The following is a 15,160-nucleotide window of genomic DNA, read 5'->3' on the forward strand; positions in this document are numbered from 1 at the left end:
GACGCGAGGGGGCCTGGACGGCAGCTTTTTTCGTTTTGGACCGGAGATGACGATGACCAGACGGATCGGCCCCTCGCTCAAGGATTTCCCCCGCCGCGATGTCCTGGCGAGCAGCGCGCTGACGGCGGTGCTGTTCATTGCCGCGCTGTTCTTGTTTCCCGCCAGCCACGAAGCCGAGGGCAACGGTTCGCATGTGACCGCGCAAGCCCCGGCGCGCTGACCGATGCCGCACGCCTGATCAACACCACACGCGGCGCCCGCCGCCGCAAACCGGAGCCAACCATGACCGCAAACCTCCCAGCCGCGCAAAGCCAGGACAGTGCTCCCCGGCAGGCGCTCGTCATGTCCACCATCGCCTTCACCGTCTGCTTTGCGGTGTGGACGATCTTTTCCATCATCGGCGTGCGCATCAAGCAGGAGCTTGGGCTGAACGAGACCGAGTTCGGCCTGCTGGTCGGCACGCCGATCCTGACCGGATCGCTGGTGCGCATGGTGCTCGGCGTCTGGACCGACCGCTATGGCGGCCGCCTGGTCTACACGCTCACCATGCTCGCGGCGGCGGTCGCGACCTTCCTGCTCGCTTTCGCCCACACCTATCAGCAGATGCTGCTTGCCGCCCTCGGCGTCGGTCTCGCTGGCGGCTCCTTCGCCGTCGGCGTCGCCTATGTGTCGCGCTTCTTCCCCGCCGGCAGACAAGGTACGGCGCTCGGCATTTTCGGCGTCGGCAATGTCGGTGCGGCGGTCACCAAGTTCCTGGCGCCGCTCGTGCTGCTTGCCTGGGACTGGCAGTCGGTGGCGCTGATCTGGGCCGCGGCGCTAGTCGTCATGGCGATCGTCTTCTGGTTCACCACCAACGACGATCCTGTCATCCGCGAACGCCGTGCCGGCAAGGCGGCGCCGACGAGGAGCTTCTGGCAGGAATTCGCGCCGCTGAAGAACCTGCAGGTCTGGCGCTTCGCCTTCTACTATTTCTTCGCCTTCGGCGCGTTCGTGGCGCTGTCGCTCTGGCTGCCGCGCTACCTGATCGGCGCCTACGGCTTCGGCATCGCCACCGCCGGCATGATCGGCGCCGCCTATTCGATCCCCGCAAGCATCTTCCGCGCCTATGGCGGCGTGCTGTCCGACCGCATCGGTGCACGCGCCGTGCTCTATTGGACCTTCAGCGTTTCTGCCGTCGCGACCCTCGTTCTGTCTCTCCCCTCGGCAGATTACGTGGTGCGCGGCATCAGCGGGCCGATCCCGTTCCACTTCGAGATCGGCCCGCTCGCCTTCATCGCCATCGCCTCCGTGCTCGGATTCTTCATGAGCCTCGGCAAGGCCGCCGTCTACAAGCACATCCCCGTCTACTATCCGCAGAGCGTCGGCGCGGTCGGCGGCGTGGTCGGCATGATCGGCGGCCTCGGCGGCTTCATCCTGCCGATCGCCTTCGGCGCGCTGAACGACCTCACCGGCGTCTGGTCGAGCTGCTTCATGCTGCTCTTCGTGATCGTCTTGTCCTGCCTGGTCTGGATGCACTTCAGCATCCGCCGGATGGAGCGCCGGGCGGCCGTCAAGACATCGTCCCTTTCCTACGCCGCCGAATAACCGGAGAGCGACATGAGCGAAAAACTTGTCATCATCGGCAACGGCATGGCGCCCGGCAGGATGCTGGAGCACCTGCTGGAAGCGGCGCCCGACCGCTACGTTGTCACCATCTTCAACGCCGAGCCGCGCGTGAACTACGACCGCATCATGCTGTCGCCGGTCCTGTCGGGCGAGAAGGCGTTCGAGGAAATCGTCATCCATGGCGACGGCTGGTACATCAAGCACGGCATCACCCTCTACAAGGGCCACCGCATCGTCGCCATCGACCGGGAGGCCAAGACCGTCACCTCGGACCACGGCGTGACCGAGAGCTACGACCGGCTGGTCATCGCCACCGGCTCGGTGCCCTTCATCATTCCGGTGCCGGGCAAGGACCTGCCGGGCGTGCTCACCTACCGCGACCTCGATGACGTCAACGCCATGCTGCTTGCGGCGCAGTCGCGCGCCAAAGCGGTCGTCATCGGCGGCGGCCTCCTCGGCCTCGAAGCCGCGGCCGGGCTGAAGGAACGCGGCATGGATGTCACGGTTCTGCACGTCATGCCGACGCTCATGGAGCGCCAGCTCGATCCGGCCGCCGGCTATCTGCTGCAGAAGGCCGTCGAGGCGCGCGGCATCAAGGTCATGACCAAGGCCAACACCAAGGCGATTGTCGGCGACGGCAAGGTCGAGGGTGTCGAGCTGATGGACGGCACGATCATCCCGGCGACGCTGGTGGTGATGGCGGTCGGCATCCGCCCGAGCACCGCGCTTGCCAAGGAGGCCGGGCTCGAGGTCAATCGCGGCATTGTCGTCGACGACCGCATGCGGACCTCCGATCCTGCCATCATGGCGCTCGGCGAATGCGCCGAGGTCGGCGGCCACGTCTACGGACTGGTCGCCCCGCTCTACGAGATGGCGCGGGTCGCTGCGGCCGCGCTGGCGGACAGCGAGGACAGGCGCTTCGTCCATTCCGACACGCCGACCAAGCTCAAGGTCACCGGCATCGACCTCTATTCGCTGGGCGACTTCGCCGATGGCGAGGACCGCGAGGAGATCATCCTGCGCGACGCATCGGCTGGCATCTACAAGCGCCTCGTGCTGCAGGACAATCGCATCATCGGCACGGTGCTGTTCGGCGAGACGGATGATGGCGCCTGGTTCAACGACCTCAAGAAGAAGGCGACCGACATCTCCGAGATGCGCGACACGCTGATCTTCGGCCAGGCGTTCCAGGGAGGCGTTTCCTCGGACCCTTTGGCGGCCGTTGCGGCACTGGCGGATGATGCGGAAATCTGCGGCTGCAACGGCGTCTGCAAGGGCAAGATCACCGGCGCGATCTCGGCCAAGGGGCTGACCGGCCTCGACGATGTGCGCGCGCATACGAAAGCTTCGGCCTCCTGCGGCTCGTGCACGGGTCTGGTCGAACAGCTGCTGAAGCTGACGCTCGGCGAAGCGTACAATCCGGCGGCGGTGCAGCCCATGTGCAGCTGCACGAGCCTCGGTCATGACGATGTGCGGCGCCTGATCAAGGCGAAGGGCCTGAAGACAATTCCGGCCGTCATGCAGGAACTCGAATGGAAGACCTCCTGCGGCTGCGCCAAATGCCGTCCGGCGCTCAACTATTATCTGGTCTGCGACTGGCCCGACCAATATGCCGACGACTATCAGTCGCGCTTCATCAATGAGCGCGTCCACGCCAACATCCAGAAGGATGGCACCTATTCGGTGGTGCCGCGCATGTGGGGCGGGGTGACCAGCGCCAACGAATTGCGCGCCATTGCCGATGTCGTCGACAAGTTCGAGATCCCGATGGTCAAGGTCACCGGCGGCCAGCGCATCGACATGCTGGGCATCCGCAAGGAAGACCTGCCGGCGGTGTGGTCCGATCTCGGCAAGGCCGGCTTCGTCTCCGGCCATGCCTATGCCAAGGGCCTGCGCACGGTGAAGACCTGCGTCGGTTCCGACTGGTGCCGCTTCGGCACGCAGGATTCGACCGGGCTCGGCATCCGCATCGAGAAATTCATGTGGGGCTCGTGGACGCCGGCCAAGGTGAAGATGGCAGTGTCGGGATGCCCGCGCAACTGCGCGGAGGCGACCTGCAAGGATGTCGGCGTGGTCTGCGTCGACTCCGGCTACGAGATCCATTTCGCGGGCGCTGCCGGCCTCGACATCAAGGGCACGGAAGTGCTGGGGCTCGTGAAGACCGAGGACGAGGCGCTGGAGGTGATCGTGGCGCTCGTCCAGATGTATCGCGAGCAGGCGCGCTATCTCGAGCGCATCTACAAATGGGCCAAGCGCATCGGCACCGCCGAGATCAAAAAACAGATCCTGGACGATGCCGAGAAGCGCAAAGCCTATTACGAGCGCTTCGTCTTCAGCCAGAAATTCGCGCAGGTCGACCCGTGGTCGGAGCGCGTCTCCGGCAAGGACAAGCATGAGTTCCGGCCGATGGCTTCGGTCGGGTTCGCGGAGGCGGCGGAGTGAGTCGACAGGAAAGAGACCGCATGAACTGGATCGCCATCGGCTCCATCGCCGAAATCCCTAGCCGCGGCGCACGCTGCGTAGCCACCCCGCAAGGCAAGATCGCGGTCTTCCGAACGGCCGACGACCATGTCTTCGCCATCGAGGACCACTGCCCGCACAAGGGCGGGCCGCTGAGCCAAGGCATCGTCCATGGCGCGGCGGTGACCTGCCCGCTGCACAATTGGGTGATCTCGTTGGAGACCGGCAAGGCGCTCGGCGCCGACGAGGGCGCGGTGCGAACGATCCCGGTGAGGGTCGAGGGCGAAATGCTCTTCATCGCGCTCGAAGCGCTGGCCTCAAAAGCGGCCTGAGGCATGGAGGAAGCGCGCGAGGTGAGGACCACCTGCCCCTATTGCGGGGTGGGCTGCGGCGTGCTGGCCAAGGTCGCCGCGGACGGTACGACGACCGTCCGCGGCGATCCCGAGCACCCGGCCAATTTCGGCCGGCTCTGCTCCAAGGGTTCCGCCCTCGCCGAGACACTCGGCCTCGAAGGCCGTCTGCTTCAGCCGGAGATCGGCGGCAGGCAGGCCGGTTGGGACGAAGCGCTCGATCTCGTGGCCGAAAAATTCTCGCGGGCGATCGCCGAGCACGGGCCGGATTCGGTCGCCTTCTACGTGTCCGGCCAATTGCTCACCGAGGACTATTACGTCGCCAACAAGCTGATGAAGGGTTTTGTCGGCTCGGCCAATATCGACACCAATTCGCGGCTTTGCATGGCCTCATCCGTGGCCGGCCACCGCCGTGCTTTCGGCGAGGACATCGTTCCCGGTGTCTATGAGGATTTGGAGTGCGCCGATCTCATCGTGCTCACCGGCTCCAACACCGCCTGGTGTCATCCGGTGCTCTACCAGCGCATGCTCGCAACGCGCCGGGAGCGTGGGACGAAAATCGTCGTCATCGATCCTCGCCGCACCGCGACCGCCGACGAGTGCGACCTGCATCTGGCGCTCGATCCGGGCACGGACGTGCTGTTGTTCAACGGATTGCTCGCGTATCTCGTCCAGAGCGGGAAGAGCGATACCGATTTCATCCGCGACAACACGTCGGGCTTCGACGCCGCGGCCGCGCTGGCCAGCGCCGATGCGCCGTCGATCGCACGTATTGCGAAGGGCTGCGGATTGGCGGCCGCCGATGTCCAGGCCTTCTACGATCTCTTCGCCGACACTGACCGGACCGTCACCGTCTACAGCCAGGGTGTGAACCAGTCGGCGCATGGAACCGACAAGGTCAACGCCATCATCAATTGCCATCTCGCCACCGGCCGCATCGGCAAGCCCGGCATGGGACCGTTCTCGGTCACCGGGCAGCCGAACGCCATGGGCGGCCGCGAGGTGGGTGGCCTGGCCAATCAGCTCGCCGCGCATATGGACTTCGCGGATGAAGCCAACATCGATCGTGTCTCCCGCTTCTGGAAGGCGCCCGACATCGCCCGCCGCGTCGGCCTGAAGGCGGTGGACATGTTCCAGGCGGTCGCCGACGGCCGCATCAAGGCGCTGTGGGTCATGGGCACCAATCCGGCGGTCTCCATGCCGGATGCTTCACGCGTGCGTGCCGCGCTCGCTAAATGCGATTTCGTCGTCGTTTCGGATGTCACCCGCACCGACACCACGCGCTGCGCCGACGTTCTGCTGCCGGCCGCTGGTTGGGGCGAGAAGGACGGCACGGTCACCAATTCGGAACGGCGTATCTCGCGCCAGCGGCCGTTCCTGCCGCCGCCGGGCGAGGCGAGAGCCGACTGGCGCATCGTCTGCGATGTCGCCGCCCGCATGGGCTTTGGCGAGGCCTTCGCCTTCCGGGCGCCGGCCGAGATTTTCCGCGAGCATGCGGCGCTCTCCGCCTTCGAGAACGGGGGCGAGCGCCTATTCGATCTCGGCGGCTTTGCTGATCTTACCGATGAAGACTATTCAACCTTCGCGCCGCGTCTTTGGCCCACGTCGGATCGAGGCGAGCACCAGACGAGATTGTTTGGCGACGGTCGTTTTCCGACGCCCGACGGCCGCGCGCGCTTCGTGGCGGTGCGGCAGGAGGCAACGGCCTTCAGCGTCGATGCCGACTATCCACTTGCCCTGAACACCGGCCGGCTGCGCGATCAGTGGCACACCATGACGCGCACCGGGAATGTGCCGCGTTTGATGGCTAACGTGCCGGAGCCGGCGGTCGATCTTCATCCGGCCGATGCGGCCGCGCGACACCTAAAGGATGGCGACCTCGCCCAGCTTTCAACCCGCTTCGGCTTCGTTCGGGCGAGAGTACGCGTGGCCGACTCGCAGCGGCGTGGCCATGCTTTCCTGCCCATGCACTGGAGCGGACAGTTCGCGGCCAGGGCCGCGGCCGGTCTGCTGTCCTCGCCGGTCACCGATCCGCATTCCGGCCAACCGGAGCTCAAGCATGTTCCAGTCAGGATCGTGCGGGAAGAGACCGGCTGGGCCGGCGTGCTCATCACACGCCGTGATCTGCGGCCGACAGGTTTCGTCCACTGGAGCCGGCATGCGGTCGATGGCGGCTGGGTCTATGAACTGACTGGAACCGAGCCGCCGGACCAGGGGATCCTCCTGGCGCGCAAGCTGCTGGGCGTCAAACGGCGGGACCAGTTGCTCGAATACACCGATCGCCGCGGGCTCGCCTATCGCGCGGCGGCCATCGACGATGGCGGCGCCATGGCCGAGGCCTTGCTGGTCGCCGCTCCAGACCAACTGCCGGCGCGCGACTGGCTGGTGTCCCTGCTCGCCACGCGCCAGAAGCTGTCGACGGCCGACCGCCACGCGCTTCTATCCGGCCGCTCGCCCGTGCCCATGCCGCCTATTGGGCGGGTCGTGTGCGCATGCTTCCATGTCGGCGCCAACCAAATCGCGTCGGCGGTTGCTTCGGGATGCGACAGCCTTGAGGCCATCGGCGAGACGTTGCGCGCGGGCACCAATTGCGGCTCCTGCCGCTCCGAGATACGTGCGATCATCGGCGCCCGCCAGGTGCAGGCGGCGGAGTGAGCCGTGCGCCGGCTAAACCATTTCACCGTTTTACCGAAACGGTGAAATGGTTTATCTTCTTATTTTTACGCAACTCCGGACGGAAAACCGCTCACACTTTTCCTGGATTTGCTCTAGCGGTCCTCGACGATGCGCAGATAGGCCGCCGTCACGAATAGCACGATGAAGCCGAACAGGATGCGGCGGCCGCCTTCGGGCATCTGCAGGATGGTGAGCAGCGTCGTCAGCACGGTCAGGATCAGCGCGCCGATGATGGTGCCGGTATAGCCGCCGCGGCCGCCGAAGATCGAGGTGCCGCCGATGACGGCCGCGGCCACCGAAGGCAGCACCAGCGGTTCGGCGAGCGACAGCGAAGGCGCCTTGATCAGGCCGATATAGAGCAGGCCGGTGATGCCGGCGAGCAGGCTGGAGAGGATGTAGAGCGCGGTGATCACCTGCCAGTAGCGGACGCCGGACAGGCGCGCGGCGCGCTCATTGTCGCCGACGGCATAGAGCAGGCGGCCGAAGCCGGTACGGTTCAGCATGAAGACGATCAGCACGGCCACCGGCACGAACAGGAGAAGCGCATTGGGAAAACCGTAGGTGAGGCCGGTGCCCAGCCAGTTGAGGAAATCCGGGATTTTCGCGCCCGACGCGATCACGGTGCGCTGGTAGACCTGCAGGAAGCCGGTGCCGATCAGGCTGGTGCCGAGCGTCATGATCAGCGGATGCACCCGGAACACGCCGACGCCGATGCCGTTGACGAGGCCGATCAGCACGGCGGGCAGCATGGCCAGCAGGAAAGCCACAGCCGGATCCTGGTTGACGATCTGGGTGGCCATGATGAAGGCGCTCATCGTCGCCACCGTGCCGACGGAAAGGTCGATGCCGCCGGTCAGCATGGTCATGCTCTGGCAGCCGGCGAGGATCGCCAGCGGAATGGCGAACTTCGCCGTGTTGGCGAGCCAGCGCTCGTTGACGATGCCGGGGCGCAGGATCTGCAGGATCACCACGAGGATGATCAAGAGGATGATCAAAGGGATCAGCGGCCGGTCCGCCATGAAGCGCTTCAGGCGGCGGCCGAACGAGACGGGCCGGGGCATGGTCGCGATGTCGGTCATGGCGTTGCTCCTGCCGGACGGCTTCGCATGGTGATGAAGGCGCCGAACATCACGACCGCGACCATGATCAAACCTTCGATGATGGCGGTGACGTTCGGATCGATGGCCAGAAGCGTCAGGTCGGTGCGCACCAGCCGCAGCACGAAGACGGCGATGATCGGCCCGAGCAGGCCGCCCTTGCCGCCGCCGAGCGCGACGCCGCCCAGCACCACCGCGGCGACGCTGGCGAGCAGATAAGGCCCGGGTATCGGCGCGCCGATGCCGGTGCTGATGGTGAGCGACAGGCCGCCGAGCGCCGCAAACAGACCGGAGAGCGCATAGGCGATGATCCTGGTGCTGGCCACCGGCACGCCGCTGCGGAAGGCGGCAAGCTCGTTGCTGCCGATGGCGTAGATGGATAGGCCGAGGCGTGAGCGCCTGAGCGGAATCCACACGATGCAGAGGCAGACGACGAGCAGCACCAGCGCCTTCGGCACCCAGGCGTCGGCCCAATCCGGCAGGCCGGGGACCGGCACCGTGCCGATGACGCTGGCCTTCAGCCATTCGGCGGCCGCGCCTCCCGGAGCGCCGAGCACGAGGAGCGCCGCGCCCTGCAGCACGAACAGCATGGCAAGCGTGACGACGATGTCGGGCACGCGGGTCACGACGATGAGGATACCGTTCAGCGCGCCGAGCACCAGCCCCATGGCCAGCACGAAGGGCACGACGAAGAGCGCATATTCCTCGCTGGCGCCGTTCATCATCGAGGCTGCGGTCACGCTCGTCAGCGCCATCATAGCGGCGACCGAAAGGTCAATGCCGCCGGCGATGACGACGACGGTCTGAGCGGCGACGGCGAAGGCGTAAGGCAGAACCGCCCGCGCCAGCGAGCCGAAGTCGCCGCTGCCATAGCCGGGCTGGATCAGCTTGGTGACGACGAAGAGGAAGATCAGCAGGGCAAAGAGGCCGGCGACCCAGCCCTGGTTGCGGAGGAAGCGGCTCATGGCGCGACCTCCGCATCGGAAGCGGGTTTGACCTCGGCAAGGATGCCGACATCGGCCCTAGCGCCGCGCGGCAGGCCGTAAGCTGCGCGCATCAATGCCGCTTCATCGGCCTCTTCCACCGGGAAGGTGTCGACGACACGGCCGCCGAAGATGACGATGACACGGTCGCAGACGCGCTGCACCTCCTCCATCTCGGAGGTGTAGAACAATACCGACTTGCCTTGGCCAGCGAGCTCGCGCAGCAGCTTGTAGATTTCCTGCTTGGTGCCGACATCGATGCCGCGGGTCGGGTCGAAGCAGAGGATGGTGCGGGCGATGGCAGCGATCCAGCGGGCGATGGTCACCTTCTGCTGGTTGCCGCCGGAAAGGCGCTGCACCTCGCCCTGGGCGCGGGTGTCGATCTGCAGCCTGCCGATGGCGCCGGAAACCACAAACTCCTCGCGCCGCATGCGGATCGGCCCCCATTTGCGCAGCCCGGCGCTGAAGGGCAGCGCGATGTTCTCGCGCACCGAACGCTGCAAGGCCAAGGCCTCGGTGCGGTCGCCGGGCACATAGGCGATGCCGGCCTGGATGGCGTCGCTCGGATGCGAGAATTTCACCGGCGCGCCGTCGACGTCGATCGTGCCGCCGGTCGGGCGGATCGAGCCGGCAAGCGCTGCGAAGAGCTCGTCCTGGCCCTGGCCCTCGAGCGCGAAGACGCCGACGACCTCGCCATTGGCGAGATCGAAGGAGACGTCGTTGAGCTTGGTGCCGAGCTGCAGGTTGCGGACGGACAGGCGCGGACGGCCGCCGGCCGCAACCGCCACATCATTCGCCGCTCGCGCGGCGACGCGCGTCTTCTCGATGCGGGTGCCGAGCATCATCTCGACTATTCCTTCCTCGACGCCCGGCTCGATGTCGACGACGCCGACGGTGGAGCCGTCGCGCAGCACGGTGGCGCGGTCGCAGAGCGCGGAGATCTCGACGAAACGGTGCGAGATGAAGATGACCGAGCGGCCGGCGTCACCCTGGCGGCGCACGACTTCCAGCACTTTCTCGGCGAGGTTCGCCGGCAGCGCCGCGGTCATCTCGTCGAGCAGCAGCACGTCGGGCTCGACGGCCAGAGCGCGCGCCAGGTCGAGCACGCGCAGGATGGCCAGAGGGATATGGCGGGCCGTCTCGCGGATGTCGAGGTCGGGAATGCCGAGCTCGCGCACCCATGCGCGGAAGGGCTCGACCGGCGTGCCGGTGAGCCTGAGATTGGAGAGGACGTCGAGATCCGGAATCAGCGACGGTTCCTGATAGACCGGCAGCAGCCCGGCGCGGCGGGCGGCCGCGGGGGAGCGGACATCGAGCTGCTGGCCGCGGATCAGGATGCGCCCTGCATCCGCCTTTATCGCCCCGGTCAGGATCTTCACCAGCGTCGACTTGCCGGCGCCGTTGGCGCCCATCAGCGCGTGGACCTCACCCGGCAGCACGGACAGCGAAGCGTTGCGTAGCGCGGCAACCGCGCCGTAATTCTTAGCCACGCCGGTGGCGTCGAGGAGAGGGCTGGTGGTCAAAGCGTTCTCGATCTGGAGCGTTTCACCGTTTCAAGGAAACGGCGAACCGCTCTATCCTTTTGTTTTTACGCAATTCCGGACGGAAAACCGCTCACACTTTTCCTGGAATTGCTCGAAGGCTCAAACTATGCGTGCCAGATCAAATGGCAAGGACGCCAGACCTTGGTCCGGCGCCCTGCGCTTGCGTTCGGATCAGGCCCTTACTCGCCCGGGCCCTTGCAGGCCACGATCTGGTCCTTGGTGTAGGTCGTCCAGTCCGGGATGGAGATCGAGACCGGCCATTCGGGGCTGAGCGAGGGGTCGACGACGCTCTTCAGCTTGGCCTTGCCTTCCTCGGTGGCGTTCTCCCAGAGCTGCGGCTCGACCAGGACGGTCTGCTGCGCCGGCTTCTTGCCGTCGAGGATCTGCAGCGCGAGCGTCACGCCCGCGCCGCCGATCGAGCCGGGATTGGTGACGGCCGCGCCGACCAGGTCCTTGACCGAGCTCAACTGGCCGACGAAGCCGGCATTGTCGGCGCCCACGACCGGCACCATCGGCGCCTGCTGCTCGACCAGCGCGTCGACGATTACGTTGTCGATGCCGGAGGTCCAGATGCCGTTGATCGGCGTGCCGGTGGCGAGGAAGGACAGGATCTGCTGCTTGGCCTGGTCCTGCTGCCAGCCGGTGAAGACTTCCTGCGCGACCTTCACATCGGGGAATTCGGCGAGCGCCTTCTTGAAACCTTTGTCGCGGTCAGAGTCGGCCGAAGCGCCGGCGGCGCCGCGCATATAGAACACCTCGCCCTTGCCGCCCATCTGCTGGAACAGCCACTTGGCGCCGAGATAGGCATACTGTTCCTGGTTGTTGGAGATGATGTAGGCGGACGGTTCGGTCACCGCCTGGTCGACAGCGACGACGACGATGCCGGCCTTGGTGGCTTCCTCGAGGCCTGCCTTGATGCCGGCCGGATCGGCCGGGTTGACGACAATGGCGTCGACCTTGGCGCTGATCAGGTTGCGGATGTCCTCGAGCTGGCCGGCGGCGTCGGTGTTGCGGTGAGCGATGTTGAGCTTCGCCACTTCACCGGAAGCGAGCGCCTGCGCCTTCATCGCGCAGATCATCTCCTCGCGCCAGCCATTGCCCTGCACTGTGTTGGAAATGCCGATCGTGTATTTGCCGGCGGCGGCCGAGGCGCCTACCGAGGCGAGCAAGGCGGCGCCGGCAAGTAGCGAGGCCACGGTCAGATGTCTTTTCATGTCAGTACTCCTCCACATTGATCTTTTCAGTTCAGTCGATTGTTCAGCTCAGTTCCAGGGCGCCGACATGGTCGGCGCCAAGCTTTTCGTCATTTGACGAAGGGGTGCAGCACGTCGCGGGCAAGCAGGAAGCCGCGCTTGACCTTTTCATCCGTCCCCTCGAAGCGCCGGTCCTCATGCTCGATGATGACCGGGCCGTCATATCCGGCCCGGTAGAGGCCCGAAAAAATCCTGCTCCAGTCGATGTCCCCAAGCCCCGGCATGCGCGGCACCTGCCAGCCTATGCCAGCCGAGAGGATTCCGCGCTCGTACAAACCATCATGATCAATCATCAGGTCCTTGGCATGCACGTGCAGCATGTTCTTGCCGAACTCGCGGATGAAGCGCTCCTTGTCGATCATCTGCCAGACGAGATGCGAGGGGTCGAAATTCATGCCGACTTCGCCGCCCCAGGCTTCGAGGATGCGGCGCCAGACGTAAGGCGAGTAGGCGATGTTGTGCCCGCCCGGCCATTCGTCATAGCTGAAGATCATCGGGCAATTCTCGAAAGCGAGTTTCACACCGTGTTCGCGGGCGTGGGCGATGATCGCCGGCCAGACCTTTTGCGCGTCCTCCCAATTGGCGTCGACAGTCTTCGAGGCGTCGCCGCCGCAGAAGGTGTTGACCAGCGAGACCCCCATGCGGCTCGCCAGCACGATCACCTTCTTCAGGTGACCGATCACCGCCTCGCGATGCGCCCGGTCGGGATGGAGCGGGTTGGGATAGAAGCCGAGGCCCGAGATGGCCAGGCCCTTGCCGGCAAGCCCGGCGGCAATATCCTTGGCTTCAGCGGCCGAGATGTCCACATCGATATGGCTGGTGCCGGCATAGCGGCGGCTGGCCCCGGAAGTCTTCGGCCAGCAGGCGATTTCCAGCGCCTCGAAACCGGCCGAACGCGCCCAATCGGCGACGTCGCCGAGAGCAGTATCCGGAAATGGTGCCGTGAGCAGTCCAAGTTTCATGATGCCTCCCAATACCAAACTATGCAGATCGAGCCGGCTGGTTCAATGGCGCCTCTGTTGGCCCAGAGCAGACTTGTCTGACGAAGCCCATCGGATCGTTCGAGAGCAGGCCGTCGAGGCCGGCGACGACATGCGCGCGGAAAGTCGCGTTGGCGGCCAAGGACGGGTCGAAGATAGCGTCGATTGCCAAGATCGCGTCGGCGAGCAGTTTGCTGTCCGAACCAACGCGGTCGGCGATCGCCGCGATCCTGCCGGCGAAGGGGTCGGACACCTGCCAGGCGCGGCCGAAGCGCGCCGATGCCTTGATCAGATAGGCCATCCAGCCTGCCACGGGAACCGAAAGAAGCTCGATGCTCCCACCCTTCACCAGGCGGTCGCGGATCGGGTTGAGCAGGCGCTGCACGATCTTCTGCGAGCCGTCGGTGGCGATCTGGTGATTGCGGTGGCGAATCGCCGAGTTGGTGAGGCGCGACAGGCTCTGCTCGACATAGGCCGCCGGCGCAATGCCGGGGACCGGCATCAGCGTCGGCAGTGTTTCCTCGGTCAGCATGCGGCGGACGAAGCCTGCCAGAAGCGGGTTGGCTATCGCCTCGAACGTATGTTCGAAACCGCCCAAAACCCCGAGATAGCTGAGCGTCGTCTGGGCGCCGTTCAGCACCCGCATCTTGAGATGCTCGAACGGCGTGACATCGTCGACGAAGGCCGCGCCGACAAGGTCCCAGCGCGGCACGCGTCCGGCGAAGCGGTTCTCGATCACCCATTGGCGGAAACGCTCGCCGACCACGAGGGCGCTGTCATGGTAGCCATAGCGCTGCTCGACCGTATCGATATCGGCCGCGGTCGTCGCCGGCGCGATGCGGTCGACCATGGCCGAAGGGAAGGCGACATTGGCTTCGATCCAGTCCGCCAGCTTGCCGCCGCGCCGCTCTGCGAACGCACGCACGACATTGCCAAGAATGGTGCCGTTGGTGGGGATGTTGTCGCAGGACAGCAGCGTCACCGGGCGGCCATGCGTGGCTATGCGCAGTTCCAGCGCCTGTGCCAGGATGCCGGGCACGCTGCGTGGCGTTTCCGGATTGGCGAGATCGTGGACAATATCGGGATGGTCAAGGTCGAGCGCGCCGCTCGACGGGATGTGGCAATAGCCTTTCTCGGTCACCGTCATGGTGACCATCTCGATCTCGGGCGAGGCGAGCACCTCCAGCGCCGGCGCGGCACTCTCCTGGCTGTCGACGACGCGCACGATGCTGCCGATGATACGCGCCTCGACTTCGTCGTTCTGGCGGAGGAGCCGCGTGTAAAGGCCGCCTTGCCGGCCGAGCGTATCGGCAAGCAAGGGAGGGCGGACGTTGATGCCGATCAGTCCCCAGCGGTCGAAATCCTTCGCCAGCAGGTCGTCGGTGTATTCGGCCTGATGGCAGCGGTGGAAGGCGCCGACGCCGATATGGGCGATGCCGGGCCTCAACGCCCTGCGATCGTAAGCCGGCTTGCGGCCTTCGGATGGCAAGCGGCCGAGCAGGGCAGGGCTGAGGCTTTCGGGCGATGACGCGCTCACCGGTTGGCTCCGATCACCCATTGCTCTTGATCGACCAGCGTGCCGGTCATCGGACCGGCGGCGTCGGAGAGCAGGAAGACGGCAAGATTGGCTATGTCGGTCACGGAGAACAGCCGGCCGAAGGGCTGCGTCGCATTGGCGGCGTCGAGCCAGCCCGAACCCTGGCCGAGCGTGTCGGCCTGCATGATCCGTTCGGCCGGAGTGTCGGTCCAGCCGACATTGATGCCGTTGACGCGGATGCTGTCGAAGCGGTGGGCGTTGGCGGCGTTCTTGGTCAGCGTCGCCAGAGCGCCCTTGGTGGCGGAATAGACGGCAAGCTCCGGCGTGCCGCAATGCGCGTTGATCGACAGGATGTTGACGATAGCGCCGCCCTGTCCGCGCTTCTTCATGTCGGCGATCGCCGCCTGCATGAGGAAGAAGGGCGCGCGGGCGTTGACCGCAAACAGCGACGCCCAATCGTCGAACGTGGCGTCGGTGAAGGACGCGCGATCGGTGAGGCCGGCGGCGTTGACGAGACCGTCGATGCGGCCGAAGCGTTCAATGCAGGCCCCGGCCAACCGCGCCGGGGCTTCGGGATCGCCGAGATCGGCCGCAGCGAAGACGGCAGCAGCGCCCATGGCCGTGAGCTCGGCGGCGACAGCATCGCCGCGCTTCTGGTCCCGGCCGGTGATCAGC

Annotated in this window: 12 protein-coding genes; 5 read left to right on the plus strand and 7 right to left on the minus strand. The window is 65.8% G+C overall.

Features of this window, described 5'->3' with window-relative positions; all coding sequences use genetic code 11:
* Window positions 1-52: 52 nt before the first annotated feature.
* From EOA24_RS41520 to EOA24_RS09260, 5 genes are all read left to right on the plus strand, one after another.
* Complete coding sequence (locus EOA24_RS41520; RefSeq protein ID WP_189353893.1) at window positions 53-220, plus strand: hypothetical protein; 168 nt, start codon at window positions 53-55, stop codon at window positions 218-220.
* 62 nt (window positions 221-282) lie between these two features.
* Window positions 283-1,584: a nitrate/nitrite transporter gene (locus tag EOA24_RS09245; protein WP_127409756.1), complete on the plus strand. Its 1,302-nt coding sequence runs from the start codon at window positions 283-285 to the stop codon at window positions 1,582-1,584.
* 12 nt (window positions 1,585-1,596) lie between these two features.
* The gene (gene nirB, locus EOA24_RS09250) at window positions 1,597-4,047 is read left to right on the plus strand and encodes a nitrite reductase large subunit NirB (protein WP_126081243.1); all 2,451 of its coding nucleotides are present in this window, start codon (window positions 1,597-1,599) and stop codon (window positions 4,045-4,047) included.
* A gap of 20 nt (window positions 4,048-4,067) precedes the next feature.
* Window positions 4,068-4,397: a nitrite reductase small subunit NirD gene (gene nirD / locus EOA24_RS09255; protein ID WP_126081244.1), complete on the plus strand. Its 330-nt coding sequence runs from the start codon at window positions 4,068-4,070 to the stop codon at window positions 4,395-4,397.
* Window positions 4,398-4,400: 3 nt separating this feature from the next.
* The gene (locus tag EOA24_RS09260; RefSeq protein ID WP_126081245.1) at window positions 4,401-7,070 is read left to right on the plus strand and encodes a nitrate reductase; all 2,670 of its coding nucleotides are present in this window, start codon (window positions 4,401-4,403) and stop codon (window positions 7,068-7,070) included.
* A 113-nt stretch (window positions 7,071-7,183) separates the two neighbouring features.
* Here the strand turns inward: EOA24_RS09260 and EOA24_RS09265 are convergent, their stop codons facing one another.
* The 7 genes from EOA24_RS09265 to EOA24_RS09295 all read right to left on the minus strand — a co-directional run.
* The gene (locus EOA24_RS09265; RefSeq protein WP_126081246.1) at window positions 7,184-8,170 is read right to left on the minus strand and encodes an ABC transporter permease; all 987 of its coding nucleotides are present in this window, start codon (window positions 8,168-8,170) and stop codon (window positions 7,184-7,186) included.
* Entirely contained in the window at window positions 8,167-9,153 is a 987-nt protein-coding gene (locus EOA24_RS09270; RefSeq protein WP_126081247.1) for an ABC transporter permease, read from the minus strand. Before EOA24_RS09270 ends, EOA24_RS09265 begins: the two co-directional genes overlap by 4 nt.
* The gene (locus EOA24_RS09275) at window positions 9,150-10,694 is read right to left on the minus strand and encodes a sugar ABC transporter ATP-binding protein (protein ID WP_127409757.1); all 1,545 of its coding nucleotides are present in this window, start codon (window positions 10,692-10,694) and stop codon (window positions 9,150-9,152) included. The genes EOA24_RS09270 and EOA24_RS09275 overlap by 4 nt, the downstream gene beginning before the upstream one ends.
* A gap of 200 nt (window positions 10,695-10,894) precedes the next feature.
* On the minus strand, window positions 10,895-11,929 hold the full coding sequence (locus EOA24_RS09280) for an ABC transporter substrate-binding protein (protein WP_126081249.1): 1,035 nt from the start codon (window positions 11,927-11,929) through the stop codon (window positions 10,895-10,897).
* 89 nt (window positions 11,930-12,018) lie between these two features.
* A complete protein-coding gene (locus EOA24_RS09285; RefSeq protein WP_126081250.1) occupies window positions 12,019-12,930 on the minus strand; it encodes a sugar phosphate isomerase/epimerase in 912 nt (303 codons plus the stop codon).
* Between the two features lie 19 nt (window positions 12,931-12,949).
* A complete protein-coding gene (locus EOA24_RS09290) occupies window positions 12,950-14,485 on the minus strand; it encodes a mannitol dehydrogenase family protein (protein WP_245466937.1) in 1,536 nt (511 codons plus the stop codon).
* The coding region (locus EOA24_RS09295) for an SDR family oxidoreductase (RefSeq protein ID WP_133374482.1) at window positions 14,482-15,160 on the minus strand (679 nt) is incomplete at its 5' end. The genes EOA24_RS09295 and EOA24_RS09290, both read right to left, overlap by 4 nt.

Origin of the sequence: Mesorhizobium sp. M2A.F.Ca.ET.039.01.1.1 (assembly GCF_003998035.1) — a bacterium.
GTDB lineage: Bacteria > Pseudomonadota > Alphaproteobacteria > Rhizobiales > Rhizobiaceae > Mesorhizobium.